Annotated in this window: 23 protein-coding genes; all 23 read right to left on the bottom strand. The window is 42.0% G+C overall.

The genetic code is table 11. The features are described from left to right. Positions 1 to 5: 5 nt before the first annotated feature. A complete protein-coding gene (locus MHI55_RS08910; RefSeq protein ID WP_340389767.1) occupies positions 6 to 497 on the bottom strand; it encodes an NUDIX hydrolase in 492 nt (163 codons plus the stop codon). Then, the gene (locus tag MHI55_RS08905; RefSeq protein WP_017689777.1) at positions 494 to 679 is read right to left on the bottom strand and encodes a hypothetical protein; all 186 of its coding nucleotides are present in this window, start codon (positions 677 to 679) and stop codon (positions 494 to 496) included. The genes MHI55_RS08910 and MHI55_RS08905 overlap by 4 nt, the downstream gene beginning before the upstream one ends. A gap of 38 nt (positions 680 to 717) precedes the next feature. Then, positions 718 to 1,560, bottom strand: coding sequence for a hypothetical protein (locus MHI55_RS08900; protein WP_340389765.1), 843 nt, complete (start codon positions 1,558 to 1,560; stop codon positions 718 to 720). 63 nt (positions 1,561 to 1,623) lie between these two features. Then, entirely contained in the window at positions 1,624 to 2,133 is a 510-nt protein-coding gene (locus MHI55_RS08895; protein WP_076252603.1) for a hypothetical protein, read from the bottom strand. A gap of 276 nt (positions 2,134 to 2,409) precedes the next feature. Beyond that, entirely contained in the window at positions 2,410 to 2,757 is a 348-nt protein-coding gene (locus MHI55_RS08890; protein ID WP_076252605.1) for a hypothetical protein, read from the bottom strand. A 5-nt stretch (positions 2,758 to 2,762) separates the two neighbouring features. Continuing rightward, positions 2,763 to 3,155, bottom strand: a complete 393-nt coding sequence (locus MHI55_RS08885) for a hypothetical protein (protein WP_076252607.1) — start codon at positions 3,153 to 3,155, stop codon at positions 2,763 to 2,765. A 163-nt stretch (positions 3,156 to 3,318) separates the two neighbouring features. Further along, positions 3,319 to 3,729, bottom strand: coding sequence for a hypothetical protein (locus MHI55_RS08880; protein ID WP_076252609.1), 411 nt, complete (start codon positions 3,727 to 3,729; stop codon positions 3,319 to 3,321). After that, positions 3,726 to 4,172 carry a LytTR family DNA-binding domain-containing protein gene (locus MHI55_RS08875; RefSeq protein WP_047842163.1) on the bottom strand — a complete coding sequence of 149 codons (447 nt, stop codon included), beginning with the start codon at positions 4,170 to 4,172 and terminating at the stop codon, positions 3,726 to 3,728. The genes MHI55_RS08880 and MHI55_RS08875 overlap by 4 nt, the downstream gene beginning before the upstream one ends. A gap of 171 nt (positions 4,173 to 4,343) precedes the next feature. After that, on the bottom strand, positions 4,344 to 4,844 hold the full coding sequence (locus tag MHI55_RS08870; RefSeq protein ID WP_076252611.1) for a hypothetical protein: 501 nt from the start codon (positions 4,842 to 4,844) through the stop codon (positions 4,344 to 4,346). Between the two features lie 25 nt (positions 4,845 to 4,869). Continuing rightward, complete coding sequence (locus tag MHI55_RS08865) at positions 4,870 to 5,373, bottom strand: DUF4188 domain-containing protein (protein ID WP_076252614.1); 504 nt, start codon at positions 5,371 to 5,373, stop codon at positions 4,870 to 4,872. 33 nt (positions 5,374 to 5,406) lie between these two features. Continuing rightward, positions 5,407 to 5,859: a hypothetical protein gene (locus tag MHI55_RS08860; protein WP_076252615.1), complete on the bottom strand. Its 453-nt coding sequence runs from the start codon at positions 5,857 to 5,859 to the stop codon at positions 5,407 to 5,409. 106 nt (positions 5,860 to 5,965) lie between these two features. After that, positions 5,966 to 6,643: a hypothetical protein gene (locus MHI55_RS08855; RefSeq protein ID WP_076252618.1), complete on the bottom strand. Its 678-nt coding sequence runs from the start codon at positions 6,641 to 6,643 to the stop codon at positions 5,966 to 5,968. 50 nt (positions 6,644 to 6,693) lie between these two features. Then, on the bottom strand, positions 6,694 to 7,074 hold the full coding sequence (locus MHI55_RS08850) for a hypothetical protein (RefSeq protein ID WP_340389763.1): 381 nt from the start codon (positions 7,072 to 7,074) through the stop codon (positions 6,694 to 6,696). A 41-nt stretch (positions 7,075 to 7,115) separates the two neighbouring features. Continuing rightward, on the bottom strand, positions 7,116 to 7,580 hold the full coding sequence (locus MHI55_RS08845) for an NUDIX domain-containing protein (protein WP_076252621.1): 465 nt from the start codon (positions 7,578 to 7,580) through the stop codon (positions 7,116 to 7,118). A 69-nt stretch (positions 7,581 to 7,649) separates the two neighbouring features. After that, complete coding sequence (locus MHI55_RS08840; protein WP_083684639.1) at positions 7,650 to 8,132, bottom strand: hypothetical protein; 483 nt, start codon at positions 8,130 to 8,132, stop codon at positions 7,650 to 7,652. A gap of 238 nt (positions 8,133 to 8,370) precedes the next feature. Then, complete coding sequence (locus tag MHI55_RS08835; RefSeq protein ID WP_340389761.1) at positions 8,371 to 11,082, bottom strand: YDG domain-containing protein; 2,712 nt, start codon at positions 11,080 to 11,082, stop codon at positions 8,371 to 8,373. 305 nt (positions 11,083 to 11,387) lie between these two features. Then, positions 11,388 to 11,798 (bottom strand): hypothetical protein, encoded by a 411-nt coding sequence (locus MHI55_RS08830; protein WP_340389759.1) that lies wholly within the window; start codon positions 11,796 to 11,798, stop codon positions 11,388 to 11,390. Between the two features lie 24 nt (positions 11,799 to 11,822). After that, positions 11,823 to 12,344, bottom strand: a complete 522-nt coding sequence (locus MHI55_RS08825) for a GNAT family N-acetyltransferase (RefSeq protein WP_340389757.1) — start codon at positions 12,342 to 12,344, stop codon at positions 11,823 to 11,825. 480 nt (positions 12,345 to 12,824) lie between these two features. Next, entirely contained in the window at positions 12,825 to 13,319 is a 495-nt protein-coding gene (locus MHI55_RS08820) for an isochorismatase family cysteine hydrolase (RefSeq protein WP_340389755.1), read from the bottom strand. Positions 13,320 to 13,385: 66 nt separating this feature from the next. Then, positions 13,386 to 14,096 carry an AAA family ATPase gene (locus MHI55_RS08815; protein ID WP_340389753.1) on the bottom strand — a complete coding sequence of 237 codons (711 nt, stop codon included), beginning with the start codon at positions 14,094 to 14,096 and terminating at the stop codon, positions 13,386 to 13,388. 222 nt (positions 14,097 to 14,318) lie between these two features. Continuing rightward, positions 14,319 to 15,332, bottom strand: a complete 1,014-nt coding sequence (locus MHI55_RS08810; protein WP_340389751.1) for a bifunctional glycosyltransferase family 2/GtrA family protein — start codon at positions 15,330 to 15,332, stop codon at positions 14,319 to 14,321. After that, a complete protein-coding gene (locus MHI55_RS08805) occupies positions 15,329 to 16,342 on the bottom strand; it encodes a phosphodiester glycosidase family protein (RefSeq protein WP_340389749.1) in 1,014 nt (337 codons plus the stop codon). The genes MHI55_RS08810 and MHI55_RS08805 overlap by 4 nt, the downstream gene beginning before the upstream one ends. 294 nt (positions 16,343 to 16,636) lie before the next feature. Beyond that, positions 16,637 to 17,593 carry a radical SAM protein gene (locus MHI55_RS08800; protein ID WP_076252640.1) on the bottom strand — a complete coding sequence of 319 codons (957 nt, stop codon included), beginning with the start codon at positions 17,591 to 17,593 and terminating at the stop codon, positions 16,637 to 16,639. Between the last annotated feature and the right edge of the window lie 294 nt (positions 17,594 to 17,887).

Below are 17,887 nucleotides of genomic sequence, written 5' to 3'. Positions count from 1 at the left end.
TTCCTCTATTTCTGAATGAAGTGTTTGATGCCTTTTGCATCAAGAAGGTTAGTCAGTTCCTTTTTCAAAAACACAGGATATACTTCCATCCGCTCCAGTTCGTCCAAGGAAAACCATCGGAAGATTAACTTACCGTTATCCTCTAGACCTTTGAATTCAGTTTCACTATATAGTTTATGGGCTTCCGGCAATGTGATGAGATAATAAAAGCCAACTTCATGATACTTCAGGCCATCATATTCAAAGAAATCTTCACTAACATATGCGAGCCTTTCCACTTCTACATGAACACCCAGTTCCTCCATCATTTCTCGTACAATAGCCGCTTCTGTTGTCTCGTTTAATTTCACCCGACCTCCGGGCAGATTCCAGAAATCATCCTGTTCAGTCGTATGCAAAAGAACTCTTCCCGCATCCATCACAATACCTGCCACACGGAAGTTGAATTTGTTGTTATTTTGTTCATACGATACATTATTGTTATCTGCAGTGGTCATCTCGCTGACCATCCATCAGCAAATCCGTCCATGAATCCCATGATGAATGAGGGAATGATGAGTACGAGCAATAAAATTAAACTGGCTATGCCCCATCTAAGAATTACTTTCCGTTTGCTTCGAACACCGATAATAATTAAGATTGCGGTTATTGCAATTAAGGCTACTCCATAAAATGTCATAAAACTGACCTCCGGTATGTATTCGTATTTCATTAAGGTTACTGCAGAATCTTTTCTAGCTTGTGCCTACAAGCCTCGCGGTCATAATCCGAATTATCCAGCCATACCTTATCCATCTGAAGTAACCCATAGATTTCGGACTCCAGCTTCTTTCTTTCCTGCAAAACCTGTACCGTACCCTCAACACCCTGATAACCCTGTGCCTGCCCCAAACCCTGGTTCGTATAGTAATTAATGAATCCCTCTGACCATTCTTTTGGTCTTTCACTAACCGCCTTATCAAATGTATAGGATATATCTTTCTGGTCGATATAGATGAGAAGCGGGTTCAGAGCATGAATGATACACCCAAGTTCCAATACATACTGCACGTTTTGCTCTTTGGATTGATTGCATTTTACAAGACCCATGGTTAGTGGATTCTGGATAAAACAACATTCAAATATCGTGATGCAGTCATCATTCGTTCTTAACACGTTTTGGGAGAAATCTTGCCACTTCCTGGTGATCAGCTTAACATTTTGCTCAAAAGGAATTTCGTAAATATCTCGTCTGAAAATATCCTGTACAATGTGATCGGGAAGCTCTATTCCCCATTGCTCTTTCATCTTACGGTATGGAATCAGGAAGCCTTGATCATAGGCAATCGCATTGCTTTCCAGAACCTCTCTGTAATCTTCATGCGTGCCCAATAAAGCCTCGAAGTCTCCTGCATAATAAAAAGATACGCCCTCGTAATCAGCAGGGTGATCCAGGTTCCCTTCTTGAAATAGTTGTACCTCTTTGCCTTGTCCTATCAAAATTTCGGATACCATTTTGGCAACCGTTGATTTGCCTGAACCCGGTAACCCTTCAATGAGTATTAATCGCCTATCCATCATTACATCATCCTTTAGGTTGTATAAAATTTTCAGCTCCATGATCAAGACAGTGTTCTACTGTGCTTAATCAATGTCTGCAAAAATCCATTGCGCGTTATCGCCATCTTCTTTCTTTTTCCAAAACACCATCGTATTGCTATACTCTTCGTCGTTCTCATTTATCTCATTAACTATCACCACTGCCTGATAGAGTTTCCTTTGCTCCTGTATAGTGATATCGCTCATGGAAGTAACCTTGAGAACTTTGTATCTTCCCATACCTGATATAGGAGATTCAGGATCAATCAAACTCATATATGCTATTTCATCCTTTTCGTATAAATAACGTATACGGGCATTCATAAGTTTGACGATTTCCAATTTGTCACCGGTATAGTTTGTTTCATCGAGATACTCTGGTGGGATGTCTTCCTTCTCATGGGATGTCGATATTTCTTCATCCTGTTGTGTCTCTTTTGCTGTGACACTTTGAGCCAAGGAATCTATTGATTGTTGTGCATCTTCAGTGTTTTCCTGGTTCTGACAGGCCACCAGAAGTAGAAATAATACTGAAACTACGGTTAACTTTTTCATAATCAGCCCTCCATTTAGTCATGGATAACACTCCCCTGGTAAAGACCTTAAATGACTTTTATTTAAAATAGAGACTTCCTATGTATGTAAAATTTTCTCTCAAGGTACATCATAACCCATAATGTGGAATTTGCGAATAAACGAAGTAAACCATCTCTGTTTCTATCGCATTTCGCGCAAAAAACCACGCTTCTCTGCACGAGTTACATCATGCAAAGCGCGTGGTTAACAGCAGAACTTTCACTCAACTTTTGTAACTGTCCACAATCAATCTACCTATCTATCAAATAACATATTTATTATGCCGACCGCTTCAATCTGGATCTCTTTTTCTTCATTATCCGAGAAAAGGTAACTATATGTTGAAAATATTCCCATATGCAGTATATGTCCACCTTTATAATGAAGCGTCTTTTCTTCACCGTCGATCGTCTGCGTAAACGTCCTGCCTTCATTCACATCATACGAAGAATGGATGTTATGTTCAGTTGCAAGCCATGCGACAAAATCTTCTTCGTTTGGATTGGTCATGACTAGAATAACGAACAGAACAACAAGCACAACAATGCCCGTTCTTAGTCCTCCGCCCCTCTTGCTACCATGCTGCGTGTTCTCACGCTCCATCCCGCTCACCCCGTTTCTTGAACAGAAATCTCTACGTTCTTTGCCAAAACCCAACCACTCAATCCATACGAGGATGAGATCACCATGTACTTGTAATTCTCTTCTATCAGCCGAGTTTGCAATTCGTCATAGGAATCATAACTGGCAGGCCACCCCTGACCCATCCCCGATTCTAACAACTCTCGATTATAAGGGATAAAATGCTCTATTTCCCACTCATCCAGATCCAAAATAATGCTGCCATGCAGCGGTGTATCAAACGCATGGGCCATTACACCAGAGAATAAAACATCCATATTTTTCGACACATCATGACTTGAACGAGTACGCATCCTGATTCTTTTGTTCTCTAAATCAACTTCGTAACTTAATATGATGTTGTCATGCAAACTTGGCATAGTCCCCCTCCTTCCATACCTTATAAATCCGAATCAAACACCATAATATTATTTATAGTGTGAGACCCATTCCGCGTTGGAGAAATTAACAAAATCATACGGTTCTAGGCTCCAATCCGTACAGCTGCAACAGTTCTTCCTCGTTCATATTTGTTCCCCTTACCTACTTGAGAATGTTGTTTAACTCTTCCGCTTTTTTCCTGCTATCCATTCTAGCATAAAAATAAAAAGCGATGACGTGTAGCACGATAGATAATAACCACATGCCGGGGAACCAGGGAGCGATGAATTGGAACATGTCTACCGAGAATAACCATACCATCGCCATACCTCCTGCAATATTGAATGTGGAAGAAATGACGATATTCCATACCGGTTTTAACGTAAAATAGTTCCACAGTATGTTATACATCATTCCAAACAACAAAGCTGCAATAAAAGCAATACCCGCTATGTTCCATAAATAGGACATCTGAATGGGCAGATCACCAAAGAATATTGTAGCCAAGAACGTGATCCATAGCGTCATTATAGTGAATACTTGAAAAAAAGAATTTCTAAGTTGAGTAATCATGATAATTTCCCCCTAAAGTTTTTAATATAAAATCGGCTGACGAAGTAACTGGAGCTATCGCTCAGGTCTACCTTAATTCGAGCTTGGTCTGTTGCAGAGAATGCGGTGATGTACCGCGTATTGATGATCGTTTGATTATTTATTTTTACAAAATGAAGGTCATCCAGATCCTCTTCTACAAATTTCAGACGTTTATGAAGCAAGTACCTCTCACCTGAGATCACCCGGACACAGCACATCCGATCCTCTGATTCAAAGGCAACCACTGAGCTCAACTGGATCTGTATATTGCGATTATTCTTGGCATGGATGACCGTTAATTGAGTTTCCGATTCACAGATTGCCTTCTGAATACGGTCCCACTTCGACTTCTCCGCAGGATGGGTTATGACCTTGGCTAACCTTTTTTCAACTGTCGTGTCCTCTTCAAAAATGACTTTCATGTGTTTGCCCCTCCTCTCACAACTCATATTACAAGCATAGTTACGGCAATCCCACTGTATTGCGTTTTGTTGCATGATTTTGCAAGTTTGTTGCATCGGTACTGCATAAATACTAAAAAGAACCACTCCATGGGAGCAGTTCTTTTAATATAAGGAGGTGCTACGTTAACCTTACTCAATCTCCAGATACATATCCCGATTTTGCAGGATCATCTCATTCATATGTGTAATAGCTGCTTGCGCCACGGTCTGATAGGTGTCATATAACACCTCTGTTCTCTGAAGCAAGATTGGGTCCTTATCCAGATCTGTTGCCAGCACCTCAAGCCACTCTTCACCCACTTTATTTTTGTCCGTAATGAGACTTTCAATCTGTTCAAGTACATTAACCATCTCATCTAAATGAAAAAAGTGCATCCCATTTTTTATTCCATTCCAGCTTTTGATCTCAATGATGTTATATGCCGAAAACCAATAAAATTCTGCCAGACTTTTCGTGTGATTGTGATAGGAATAGAACAGAAATAAAGCTTGTTGCCCTTCGTGTAACATTCGGTATATCTCTGTTTTGGCTGCCATATCTCTGCCCCGTACCGAAACAAGCATTGGTTCAATACACAGCCAGCTAAGTTGCTTTGAATATATATCTTCTGGTCGAAGTTTAGCCTTCATAACATGCCCCTTTCTTTTTACCTATTTAAGGATTCTCTGGTACTTCCACGGCCGGGTCATTCTCTCCGCCCATTCTGCGTCTGGATGTCTCCATTTTCCCTGTCGAAGGCACATGGTCAGAAGCTTTAGCTAATCCGAATTTGGGCATGTTGGCGTATATGGTCTCGAAGGAACCCGACTGAGCCTTGTATGTTTCATGATATATCCCTACTGTTCCGTCAGTACCAATGGATCGGTTGAATTTTTTCCAAGCTTCCAAGTGTAATCCGCCTCGTGCGTATTTCTCCAATTCATCGTAAGAGCGCCAGTATTGTAGTAGCGTCACCCCACGCCAACTTATAAAATACTCTGTACTCAGAAATCCAGTCTCCGGATTCATATACAGTTCTTTAATCATCGGTCCCATGGACTTAAAGACAGGCAACCATTTGTGTATAGCCCACAGACGATTGATCCTCATTCCGATGATAAAAACAACAAATTCTCCCTCAATCTGAGCGGAGTATCTTCCCTTATGTATGTTCACCATGTCACCCCTCCTTCTCGTCAAACACATTCGATTTCATCGGATCTGGACGACCCTGCCTATCCGCTCATAGGCATTCAGGGGAAATTCAAAACTCCACCGTTTGTGATATTCCTCCGGTCCCATTTCCTTCATTCTGCTTAGTTCTCTGTAAAATAGCTTAGTCAACTTGACCAAGGATAACTCCTCAGACATAAGCAATCGCCCCTCTGTAACGGCTTCCGTGCTAAAGTTATCACTCATCTCATACACCATGAATTGAACGATTACCTGCGAACGTTTCTTGATCCAGAAGCGATATTCTCCAGGTTCGGTCTGCATAGTCATGGTTACCTCCGTGGCTCCTTTGTGCAATGCAACGAATTGACGTGCTATCTCATCCACCGCATCCGACAAAAAAGAAACCGGAATCTCAATCTGTTCTCCCTGATCAGGTTGAACCAGGATATCCAGCCATCCGTGCGGTTCAAGCGTCATAACGATGTCCATGTCCTTCCTCCTTTATGTGATTCTATGATGCAAGATTAACTGGAAACCTACTTTCAGATATAACCGCTGTGCCGCAATATTTCCTGCATTTACAGCTAAAATAATCTCATTGATCTTCGAATGCAGCATGCGAACGAATTTGTGCAGTGCCTTCATTGCTGCGTAAATCTTCATACACATTCCATTTTGTATACAATTCTTTTAGCGCTAACGCCGTTTTATGTATGAACTCTTCCATAGCTTCCATGGATAACATATTTAAATCACCCAAAGGTTCGTTGTCAGGGTTAACTAAAAACTCCAGTTTTTCTTCCCTATACTGATACACTTCGGATTCCAGCAATCCACCTAAATCAAATGCTTTTCCCACGTTCAGCTCATTTAACCATTCATGGGCCCCTTTCCAATTCTGTAGAATCATAAACTCTAACTTTGTGACATCCTGTGTATACACGCTTCTTCCATTGGGGTGGACTTCATATGCAGGATACATATCGAATGTCCACACGCGATCCGTATAGATATGGGCGATGTAACCGCACAGATATTGCAGGAATTTGGGATCACTATAAGCTAACTTCTTTTGGGTTTCAAAAAAGTCTTTAAGTTCTTCGTCTGTTGCAAATCTTCCTGCCTCCGGCATGAGGTGGGTTTTTGCCTTTTCTGTACGAAGATTAGTTCTTACATGGATCGAATCAGGAGCAAGGCTCCCCAATAACAATTCAGGGGATGGCTCGGATATCAACTCGGATGCAATTGCAAAATGTACCATCGGCCAAGGCAATGTAAAAACTCCTTTCTTTATTAAAAGGCTCAACTATGATGTTCTATGACTTACAAAGCTAAGTGCTCACTCTCTTGCACATGTATCAATTCAATATCCTCACAATAAAATCCTAATATTCCGTCCTCATAGTCTTCAACGTAATATTTCATCGGATGATATCCGTGGTCTTTCAGATCTTTAATATTAAACCCACTTATCTGAACTAGAACACCATGAGGCTTATAATGAAAACTTTCAATATTAGTGAATCTAAGAAGTAATTCATATGTAACATTTAATAATTTTATTAAAAATGTAATATCTGCTATCGAAATATTTTCATAATATTTGTCTTGTTTTATATACAGATTCAACCCAGCAACCCACTCCAAATTTTGAACAGAAAATGCTGGGATAAAAGGTTGAATTATTGCCATGTTTTTCACCATAATCTAACCTCTATTCATTTTGGGCTATTATATTTACGCAATTACTGGCGTAGCAATTTAGACTCTCCTTGCTTCAAATCTACAAATATAGGCTTCTGCACATTGTTAATTGTGGAAATATCAATCTCATCCAGGCTTTTAAAAACAAGCTGTAATGACTCCTTCTGTTCATCTTCAAATAAAAGAGTTAATTGATCATCACAGAGTTTTCCTTCCAACTCCGCAATAACGTCAAATAAAAACATTACAAATACTACTTCATTTCCATCCGGATACGTATAGTGCATCCTCTCGCCCGTATAGATGGAGGCCAATTCATAAGAATTCACCTCAAGCCCTGTTTCCTCTTTCACTTCTCTAATCATGGTTTCTTCGATTCGTTCACCTGGTTCCATACCACCACCGGGTAATCCCCAATCTCCATAATCTGATCTCTTTTGCAGCAGAACCCTCCCCATATGATCTCGAATAATAGCTCCACCCGTAACTACAATACGACTAGTCATTATTCTTGCTCCTCTCTGTTGGATTACTTCAACAGCTTACGATTTTAATCAGGAACCTTTTCTATTGATTCATATTCCAAAATGTACAATACATTTCCCATTTATCTCAGCGTACTTTGCCATGTTCGCAAGCTTGTTTAATTCGTTGATTAATTCAACTTTGTTGTACACGAGTTTCTCGTAACTGCCCTTCTGTTCTTTCCCATCAACACAGTAACTCCCTGTTAGAACAATCGGATCCGTCGCATGGCTGAATAGATCCATCCAAGCCCGAATCAGTTGATGAAACTTCAACAAAACATCCTGCTCTTCAATAACGGTTAATCCATAGTTGTTCAGTCCACTACATCTCATACAGGTAGATGGATTCCATGTATCCAACCAGCAAAGGGAATCATAGATGTACGCAATGAATTCGTCTTCCAAGGTCGCATGATTCTCTGTGGTTAATCCATTTCCATGTATCACGCCGTTAGAGTCCCAAGAATAGAAAGTATAGATATCTTCGTTTACTTGCGATTTGTTTTCAATAACAAAATGATGCTTCGACATACCCGCACCTCCGTTACAGTTCCCCATGCTTCAATATCTGTTCAATCCTCTTAATTCATCATAACCCATGTATTGGTAAATGCGAAATCATTTTGAGCATTGAACTCTACCATTTATATTCTACTCTTTTCAGAAAATCAAAAAAGCCTCCACAGTCTTATTCGACAGTGGAGACTCTATTAGCATCTATACCTTCATCAGAAAAGTCACTAATGAAAATGGTCTTCATACATAAATATCAGGGTGTAGCAGTAATCTCCCCCGTACCAACCGTCTGAGTTGCTGGGGCAATATAATTTCCTGCATCAAGCCCTGTAAGAGTATACTTAATTGTTATTACTTTACTGGTACCAACAGCTGCATTATTGTATGTCGCTACAGCATTTACTTGTACGTCATCCCCATAGATCACGTTAGTTAATACTCCTGGTGTTACATTTGCTGCAAGAGTTCCGTCATATACTTTGGAGAGTATTAATGTCGGATCCGTGATCATCAATTGCTTTGCAGTGATCACACCTGTATTCACTTCGATACTGGTTGGCGGTAAATAATTTCCTGCACCATTACCCGATAGAGTGTACGATACGGTTATCTTCATATTTGTTCCTACATGTGTATCATCATAAGCTCCTGAAGCACCTACCGTTACGTCTTCCCCTGGACAAATTCCACTACCTGGACAAGCCCCTTCTCTAGAACCCGCTGCTACATTTGATGCTAAAGTTCCGTCATACTCTTTGGAAGTTGTTATCAGGTCTAGGATAATCCCAGTATGTCCGGTGTATTGTACATAAACAGTGTAGTTCGTATTATTAGCTGGAGCAATATATTTGCCACTATCCGTACCAGCTATTGTGTAAACCACAGTTACAAGTGCCGAATTAGGCGGGGAAGTTGTATCATATACCGCCTCTGCACTCACCGTCACATCCTCACCTGGAACAACCCCAACTAAGGAACCGGAAGATACGACTACCGATGAATCTCCATCTGTCTTCTCAATAACAGTCAACATCGGCTCCCCGATCGTCAACTGTGCGGCTGTAATGGCCCCTGTCTGGATTATATAGTTTGCAGGCGCAATATACTTGGCCGCATCCGCTCCGCCCAACGTATAAACTACAGTTATTGTTTTACCTGTGCCTATTATTGCATCATTGTAGGTGGCTGCTGCACTCACGGTTACATGGTCTCCAGCAGCAACTCCGGTTAGTGAATCTGCTATTACTGTAGCCGAAGACGTTCCATCGTACATTTTCTCGGTTGAGAGTACTGGAGTCGAAACGGTTAACTGATTTGTACCAATCACGATCTCTGCCGAAGCCATCGATATATTGTTCGCGAGATCAACGGCATATACGACATACGTACCTGAAGCTAATCCCACTGTATTAATTGTGGCATCTAAGTTTGCTATCACAGACTGCTTCTTGCCTAACAATCCTGCAACAGATTGATTTAAACTTGTGATTGTTTTTGGTGTTGCGGAAGGAACCAAATACAGATACCCATTTTCATTGCTTCTACCCACCACAGGATCTCCACCTGCAATATGACCACTCGTTACATTGGACAGAGTAGGAGCGATTGTATCCGTTCCTCCAGTGGAAGGTGAAGTCACAGGAGCAGTTGGAGTAGCTGGAGTCACTGTATTTATGACTTTATCCAACAGTCGAATTGTAGTTTCAAAAGTCGTACCACCTTTAGCAACGGAACTCAGCGTCACCTTTTCAATAGTACCCGTGCCTAGAATTTTAGCGACTGCATCTAAGAAAAGGTTTACAATCGTTGCATCCGTGCCTAAGTTAAGAGTCGTCCCCGTTGCTGTAACTGCTACGATAACGTCCTTAATACGGCCTTCAGGAATATCCACCTGAACCCCACTGCCTTTAATGATTAAGGAATCAAATGTTCCTTTCAAACCTACTTTTGAACCCGCAGGTAACCGCTCGGATAATGTAATCTTGCCGAAGCCATTCCCCGTAATATCCGTTTCTTGTAGCGTAGCAGGGGAGTGAATGGTTACTTCTCCAACTGTCGTTGAACCTTCTACAATAATGAGAACGGCTCCTTTTTTCTTATCAACAATAAGGGTAGATGTTACGGTATTTTTTAAATAGATGGTACTAACGCCCCCACCCTCTACCCGTGTCACACCTTTAATCGTAACATTCGTAAGGTGTACATCTCCTTCTTGGATACCTTCACTAAATAATAGGTTTCCTTTGATGATCATATTCTTCAATGTAACCCCAGCCGTGCTAATGAGCACATCCCCATCAATGGTCTGCGTCCCCGCCTCAGGGCCATATGTTCCAGCTAAGCTGTAATCCGTTGCTCTTGCATTCACTGAACGATCCAGCGCAACGACTGCTTCAGCACGAGTGATCGGTTTATTCGGATTGAAGTTATTATCGTAGCCCTGTAAAATCCCTTTAGCCACTATAGCATCTACCGAATTTTTAGCCCATAAGGCTATCATATTGGAATCCGTAAAGTGATTTCCAGTACTAGCTTCATTCGATAGATCCAGAAGATCATTGATAATAACTGCAACTTCTTGTCTAGTAATGGGTTTATTGGCACCGATTGTACCGTCCCTATAACCCTTTATGTATCCAGCTTTTACAGCTTTGGAAACCTCAGCATATGCCCAGTTAGATGAAGTAACATCCTTGAAGGATACAGATGCTGTTTCAGTAAATCCATATGAACGATTAACCAATGAGAAAAACTCTGCTCTTGTTATGGTATTGTTCGGTTTAAAGCTGCCATCTTCATAACCATGAATAAAACCTTTGTCGATCCATTTCGTAATTTGGCTTTCTGCCCAGTTTCCCTCGATGTCTGATGCCGAAGATTCGGCGGCACCCAATACTACATTAAACGATGAAAACAACATAACTGTAATCAATAGAGTGGTCACAAGCTTTTTAGCACAATTCATGATATTAGTCCTCTCACTCATAGTATGATTACTGGATCTTACTCGCTCAACTTATCACAAAGATCAGCAATAGTATACATAAAATACTGACCATGAAATATGGCTACAAAACCCAGTCTGTTAAAGAGTTTAGAGCCCAACTTTCGGTGCATACAGTATACATTTTTTCTACTCCTCCCTATCACATCAGAACTGAAATATAACAAAAAAAAGGACACCTCGTTGTCGTATCCATAGGTATCCTCGTTTATTAAATTAGGTCGTAAACTAAAGTGCTGAATCGCTAGTTTCCTCAATGCTCACATTCATAAAATCCTTCGTCTACTCAGAAACGCTGTTCCTTCTTCTCGGTACATCTCTATAGATTCATTGGTCACATGATCATGCCTCAGTGCTCCCATATAATCTGTTCCAGGTTTGTTCGATCTATAATCTGAATCAATCGTGTAGATATTGAAGTGCACCTCATCTTCATCCTCTGACACATCTGTTTTATCAAAAAGTGAAATCACTTCATCTTTACCAAGAAACCTAAATGAAGAATCCTGAAGCTCTATAATATAAAATGGATATGTAATGTTCTCTATCTGAATGAATTCATGGTACACCTTAAGCTCATCAGGTATGAGATCCATGTACTGCCTAGCTACCTCTTCTGCCTGGAATACACCTGAGACCCACTTCGAACTCCCTTTGGTTGCTACGATAATGAACAAACTAATCACCTTCTAATTTAAATATTATTTCTCTCTTTCACGCACAAAAGTCTGGGACAAAATCCGGTGGCTACCAGCGATGTTGTCAATCTCAATGTTATATTCAGACTCAGTGTATTCAATCTGATGTTGCTCATAATATTTTTTCCAGAACGAAACTGCTGCTGCATTATTAGCAAGCTGTTCCACTTTGAATGTACCCTCAAATTGAGCAAAAACCAAGTCAATCGCTTGTGCCGCCAGCCCCTGTCCGCGATATTTTTTGACCAGGAACAGCTCCTGCACGGTATAATCCACACCTTCCGGCACATATGGAAGTGAGCACACCAGTACGAATCCAATAACCTTCCCTTCATACTGAATCAAAAACGGATGTAATTCATCGCGTTCCAGATATAGATAGGTGTTCGTTGGATCATATTTCCCCTCTTCAAGTAGATCCTCGCCAGAAAATTCGGACAGATCATATAAGTACAAGTTGTACAGGTTGAGGAACAATTCCTTTTGTTCTGCCAAAATACTCGTAATTTGTACATTCATCTTCATTGCACATCTCCCTCAGTTAATGAGTTGGCTAGTGGTCCATACATGACATTACCGATGTCCACAACGAGTTTGCTGTGCCCTGTTCTCAATATATTCTTTCAACCACAGCAGATATAGGCAAAGTTTGGTTTAAACCATGGAGTAACCTTACTTTCACAGTGGACATGAACATTTGGACAAAAAAAGACTCCCTAAAGAGTCCGATTATTGGTCTTGTCTTTATTTTTCACCAAATATCCATTAGCACTTAGCTAATAATTATCGAATTATATAGGTTCAACTAAACTTTTTACACAAAAACGGAGAGGACAGAAATAACCTGAAGAAGCGGAGCGTTCGCCTGAAAGCTTTCTGAAAGAAAGCTGCATCGGAAGCATACGCTATCACCGGATTTCCCCTTTAAAAAGGGAATCAAAAAAATCTGGGGATAACAGCGATCGGAAGGTTGTTCTGTCATTGGAGTGCTCAGTGTAAACCTCTTTAGTTGAACTTATATAGATAATCAACCACAGGATATGAGATTACATTTCGATTTCTGTACGTTGAAGTCACTGCTTCGGGATGTGTGCTAAGAATTCCATTTTGCAACATCACCGGCCGGAAACCTCGCTCCATCGCTCCGTTGTAGGTGAATAGAACACATTCCTCTGCGGCAAAACCAGAGATTATCACCAATTCAATTCCATGACTCTTCAACACCTGCTCCAAGTCAGTTTGCCAGAAGGCATTGGAGGCTTCCTTGGTAACGGTGAGATCCTTCTCATTCACATCCACCTCGGGAATGATGCGATACTCATCTGACGCTGCCTCCTCCATGCCCTCCACATCCTGCACGTGAACGACCGTATGATCATTCGAGCGCAGCACATTAGCCACATGGTTAATGTACTCACAGGCATGGTCTATCGAAGTCTGGTCCATCTTTTTCCGCACAATACTCTCCTGCATATCAACAATCAGCAAACCTACTTTCATCCAATCTCTCCTCATAAATAAATTTCACGCCCATGGTTGAGTAACTTCCCTTGTTAAACTGAGAACTTAATCTTTAAATAATTCATTCAGCATCCGGTCGCGATTCTCCAGAAAGCTGCGAGTAATCTGATAGTGATCGGTCTCCTCATAGGCTATCTCTTGAATATGGCCATCGTCAAAACTTAAAATCTCTGCCCCCGGAAATCCCAGCAAAATGGGTGAATGCGTCGCAATAATGAATTGTGAAGTGCCTGACAGATCATGAAGGATACGCAATAAGGAGAGCTGCCTAGCTGGAGATAAAGCGGCTTCGGGCTCGTCGAGCAGATAGATGCCTTTGGAACTGAAGCGATTGACGAACAGACTGAGAAAAGACTCCCCATGTGATTGTTCATGTAATGAACGCCCGCCATAATATTGAAGCGATGCCGGCATCTGATCAACATGTGATGCGAATTGATAGAACGATTCAGAGCGCATGAAGAAACCATTCGTTATTTTGGGTAACCATGCCAGCCTGAGATAATTCCCGAGCGAGGATTCCGAAGCATGTGTCTCATAGGTATTATTCCTGCCGCCCCCTGCGGTATTGAATCCACATTGATGAGCGATGCCTTCGAGCAGCGTAGATTTCCCTGAACCATTTTCACCTACAAAAAAAGTAACGTTATTCGTGAGTTCCAACCGTTCCAAGGACCGGATCGCAGGGATGTCAAAAGGATATTGGTTCCGATTCTCGATCTTGGCCGACAGGAGTTCCACACTTCGAAGATACATAATCATCCTCCCATATTTATTTTATATAAGTTCAACTAAAGCATATTTACAATCGAACCTCGCAGCTATCTTCAAATTAACATTCAGTTTACTCTGATTGATCCAGCCACGGACGAATGATGTCCTTGCGGGTTATGTTCTCCATCGTAACCTATTTCGGGGTAGATATGAAACCGTTTCAACCAAAAAAGAGCAAGCCAGTGGCTTACTCTCTCCTCAGAGTTAATAGACAAATCTGCGCTGTGCCCAATAGCTGAACAGGAAGATGGATACCTCGGTCAGCAGCTTGGCTGCGAGCAGCGGAATAATCAGTTTTTCATTATAAAAATACAGTAAACCATAGTTTAATAGCAGCACCAGTAGGACAAGTGAGAAGTATTTGGGCAAAGACTGCCGAACCTTCGAGGTTCGTCCTGTGGAGAATACGTACTTCCGATTAATCGTATAGTTGAAGATGGAACTGCATAGTCTTGCTGCGACAACCGACAAAAACAGATTATGCGTAAAATACTGGATGACGAACAGTAATCCAAAATCAATCAGAGCGGACAGCACCGAAGATGTGCTGAACATCAGGATTGGCATATAGATCCGGAATGAATCCACCAGCGGGCGGAAATGAGAGGACTCATTGTGATCCAGATACACCGTATCAATAAACTCCTCCGTAATCTCATACCCTTCCTTGTGTGCCGTTAATAACATGTTCATCTCATATTCAAACCGATCCCCAGGAATCTGGTTCAGCCAATCCAGCATGGAGTAAGGAAAACCACGTAGACCCGTCTGTGTATCATATACCTGGGTACCTGTTGTGAGGGAAAAGACCGCCCTTGTGACTATATTGCCAAACCGGCTACGTGCTGGAATTTTACCACTGAAGCGACGGCTGCCGAGTACAATTCCTGGTGTCGTCTGTGCGAGTAGCACTTCGAAGATACGCTTAATATCATGTGGCAGATGCTGTCCGTCACTATCTGCGCACACTATACCGCCCTGAGGTCCATACTCCTTAATATACTGAAAGCCAGTCTTCAAGGCCCTGCCCTTACCCAGATTGACGGGATGTGTCAGGACCGTACAGCCATACGCTTCTGCCGTTTCAAAAATTCCACGGTAACCGGGGCCACTGCCATCATCCACAATCACAATGGGTCCAAGTTTAAAGGTTTGCAGTTGCAAAACGAGATTCAGTAAACGCACATCGGGTTCATATGATGGAATTAATATCGTCATGATCCTTGTCCCTCCGTCAGATATAAAATGTCACTTACGCCACGTTCCTGGTTACGCCCCAGCGGGTTATTGACAACTCTGCCCATAAAATACATCGTGGATGAACCGCCGCCGTCTAGATTGTAGGCTTCGGTTGCTCCCAGACCTTTCATGACATCAGCCAGTTCTGCCAAGGTCATGCCTCGGCTGTTGTCCTGCCGTCCGTCCACCACCACAAAGACGTAATGATTCGGAGCAATCATGCCGATCGCTGTTCTTGGATTTGCGTCTTGAATGGAACGATTACCGAAGTTGTTATCGATTTTCACACTGCTAAAATCACTGACGATCTCGCCATTTTGAATCAGAATGGGCCCAAAAGATAGTGTATCGGTTGCACCTTCGGCCAGCAGTTCCGAGGAAGAAATCTCGTTCTCGTTATATGTTTGCATCGTACCGTCGTTGAACAGGGCAAGTGCATCCCGCGTGGGGCTGTCTCGGTACAGTGTTCCATTTCGGATAATGACACCATCATCACGGAATCCGTAGTAGTCACCATTAATGGCCAAGATCGCATTATTGGCAGCAGCAATCTCTGACGTATTCTCGGTGATGTTCGTTCCAAAACTGTTGTCCGCTAGCGCAGTTCGCAGGCTGCTTGCATCCGTTAGCTGAACATCGGCGACATAATACGCAATCTGATCCGAGCCTGATCCTGTCTGTACCTTTTCAATACTGACTTTCATATCATCACTCGAATAATTCCAATCATCTGACGTTGCATTCACTTCAGTCGTAGTGGTCGTAGTACTGCTGGAATCATTGGCGTTGCCCGTTGCTACCGTTGCCGTGTTCTCATCCGCCACAACCACCTGCACATGCCGGATCAGGTAACGGTCAGCCAGGCTGTACAGGATTCCACCTACTGCAAGCACGATGACAAGTGTGATGATGAGCCATCTGTGCTTTCTTGGAGAGATCGGTCGTTTATGTGGTTCTTTCCGGGTTGGTTTCTCATCAATCTTTATCATGTGAAGCTCACCTCTTCATCTAAGTTCTTAAGGCCATATTAGGCTGGGTAGCTTAAATGAATCTGAAACCATATCAATTGAACTAAAGAATATTCACACAGACACTACGATGATAGAACAACCTTCCAATCGCTGTTATTGTGTAAATGAATAGTTCAATCAAAAAAGGCCATCCGTTTTCCCATTGAGGAAATCAGATCACCTTGATTTTCAATCTATATAACCCTAAGGCCACTAATATCGTGTACATATTCGTTCAACATTCATATCACATATCTTCAACAGGTCTTCCTGTTATGCATCTGCAAAAAGAGCATCGTACGCGGGACAAGGCCGCTTCTCCAGGAATTCCGTTAACGCCGGGGGCTGCTGAGCGTAAATATCCTTCAACGACGTTCCAGTATAGATGTTGCCAATCACAACAGGATGGCATAATTCACAGATGAGAATATCCCCGTTGCCGTGCAGATGCAGCTGTTTCGTGCCATCCACACAATTAGAGAAATACACACCAGGTTGTTCGCGCAAATTCAACTGTTCAGCGAACCGATCCATACAGGTGAAATAGAGCGTTGTATCTGGCTTTTTATGTTTAATTAATTCCGTAACAGATCGAACAAGGGACTCTTTGGATACAATCTGGGTCCAGTCGGTATGCGGCATCTTAATACTGTTCTGGATCTCATGGATGCGCACACCCAGATCATACACCTTATCGCTAATGGCCTGCATGTTCGCTTGGTTACCCTCAAACAGTAACGTTTCCAGCACCGTCTCCAGACCAGCTTCCGTACACATATGGATATTCTGCTCCAGTCTCTCATACATGCGAGGATGCACGTGGTAGTACGTAGCATACGACTCCGCATCCGTATAATTGAACGAGATATGAATGTTGGACAAGCCTGCATCACGCAACGCCATGATTCGTTCTTCAGTCAGCAGACTGGCATTACTGTTCAATTGTGTATCGATGCCATGTGCCGCACAGTACGTCACAATCTCCAGGCAATCCTGATATTTCAGAGTAACTTCTCCCCCTGACAATCGCACTCGCTTGAGACGAGGAAGCTCACTAATAATACGGATGACTTCCTGACTATTGATGCACGCTCCATCATCCCGATTGTAGGCGCAGCAGTAGTCACATTTATAATTGCAGTTCGATGTCACTCCCACTTCAAGCCCTTCTAGCTCATATACGCCGGGGGTTTCCAATTCGAGTGATTTATATTTGTTTTTGGTCGTCAATTCGTTGTACCTCCTGGTTCCTTCATTCAATCCATGTTTTAATAACTTGAAGATTATAGCGGAAAGCATCAGGTTCAAGATATGACATTATGTACGTTGCTTGCTGAAAACAAAAATAAAACCCATATCCTCAACGATCAGGAATGGGCCAAAGCTAGGCATATAATTATTGAATTAGACAATATAAAATACGATACCTTGACCTTTTGATGTAGCAATTCAAGCTATTTCTTACTTCTGCTTTTATTGTGTATCACTGATAAATTTAGGATTATAGGAAAATCTATGGCTCGC

The organism is Paenibacillus sp. FSL E2-0151 (assembly GCF_037993015.1).
Taxonomy (GTDB): domain Bacteria; phylum Bacillota; class Bacilli; order Paenibacillales; family Paenibacillaceae; genus Paenibacillus; species Paenibacillus amylolyticus.
The sequence above is the reverse complement of the archived record's forward strand: the minus strand, read 5'-3'. Positions and strand labels throughout refer to the sequence as shown.